1 protein-coding gene and 1 tRNA gene are annotated in these 1,196 nt (G+C 59.2%); one reads left to right on the top strand and one right to left on the bottom strand.

Annotated features, from left to right (window positions below):
- The first annotated feature begins 471 nt into the window (after positions 1 to 471).
- Positions 472 to 548: transfer RNA gene (locus AC629_RS43985), tRNA-Arg, on the top strand.
- Positions 549 to 888: 340 nt separating this feature from the next.
- Here AC629_RS43985 and AC629_RS43980 read toward each other — a convergent pair.
- A partial coding sequence (locus AC629_RS43980; protein WP_245332207.1) for a LysR substrate-binding domain-containing protein occupies positions 889 to 1,196 on the bottom strand: 308 nt, incomplete at its 5' end.

Below are 1,196 nucleotides of genomic sequence, written 5' to 3'. Positions count from 1 at the left end.
CCGCGGAGAGAACCATGAACCCGGCAAGGATGTGTTTGGAGAGTCTTGACCGCAGGCCCGGAATTAGAGAACAGCCAGGGTCACCAGCAGACATCGGCTTCTATACCGATCAATGCCCGCCTATGCCGAGATAGCTGACATGCCGGAGCGATATCCAGCTTTAGCTTTTCTCAACTCCGGGGCCGAGATGGGGGTCTTGCCGCGGGGGTCCGCTACATCGCGAAACCCACTATTTCAGAAGCCCTGTTTTGCTATCGGCGGGCAGCATAACTGGCCCGCCGCGCTTTGATAGTCCCTCGAAGGCCGCCTTTCGTGCGCGATCCAACTACGCCTCAGAATTGCGGATCGTCGTTTGCCCTCCGAAGGCACGTGTCAAGCCAGCTGGTGCGAAAAGTGACGAAGAAAGAGTATTGTACTGCAATGGCTTGCCAGGGCTGCGCGTTGGGGTTCACTCATCCGCGTAAGCAGTAAGCACCCGTAGCTCAGCTGGATAGAGCGTCGCCCTCCGAAGGCGAAGGCCACACGTTCGAATCGTGTCGGGTGCGCCATTTCGGTACAGAACCACGAACATTTCCGTTCTCGATCTGTTTGCGTGCAACGGCAGCTGCAGAATGTTCTTATTGCCGACGATCCGGATGACTCGGTCGTCCACTTCGACTGCGTCGATGTTCGAACTGATGTGGCCATTCGAGTCGTTTCAACCGATCTTCGCCCTCGAAGGAAACGCGGCGATAGCGGCCGAAAGTACACAACCTGTCCTGCCGCCAGACTTCCGGGTTTGGCGAGCTCGTGAAACCGCGTACGCATCTCGGTCACCGACGAGCGAACGGCACGCTCGTCGGACCAGTCTCACGGTTTGGGCTATCGCACCCGATGTTCGACCCGCGCTCACGCCGTTGGCGCGATGGGACGGCTGGGCCCGACCATGGAATAGAGCACATCTATGAACGCCCGCGCCAAGTTCGACAGCGGGCGATGTCGCGCCTGAAGCAGCCTTGCTTGGATAGGTATGCGGGGAGCGAACGGGCGGATCTCCATTCCCTGATCGCGCGCTGCCATTAGGGCGAAGCCGTCCAATACAGCTATGCCGACACCAGCATGGACCAATGCGCACGCAATTGAGGACTGCGACACTTCCGCTGCGAGACGCAGCGGCACGTTTGCATCCTCGAACGCCCGTGCCAATTTCTCGCCTG

This window comes from Bradyrhizobium sp. NAS80.1, from assembly GCF_001908205.1.
Classification (GTDB): Bacteria; Pseudomonadota; Alphaproteobacteria; order Rhizobiales; family Xanthobacteraceae; genus Bradyrhizobium.
Note: the sequence above shows the minus strand (reverse complement) of the source record. Positions and strands in the feature narration are given on the sequence as shown.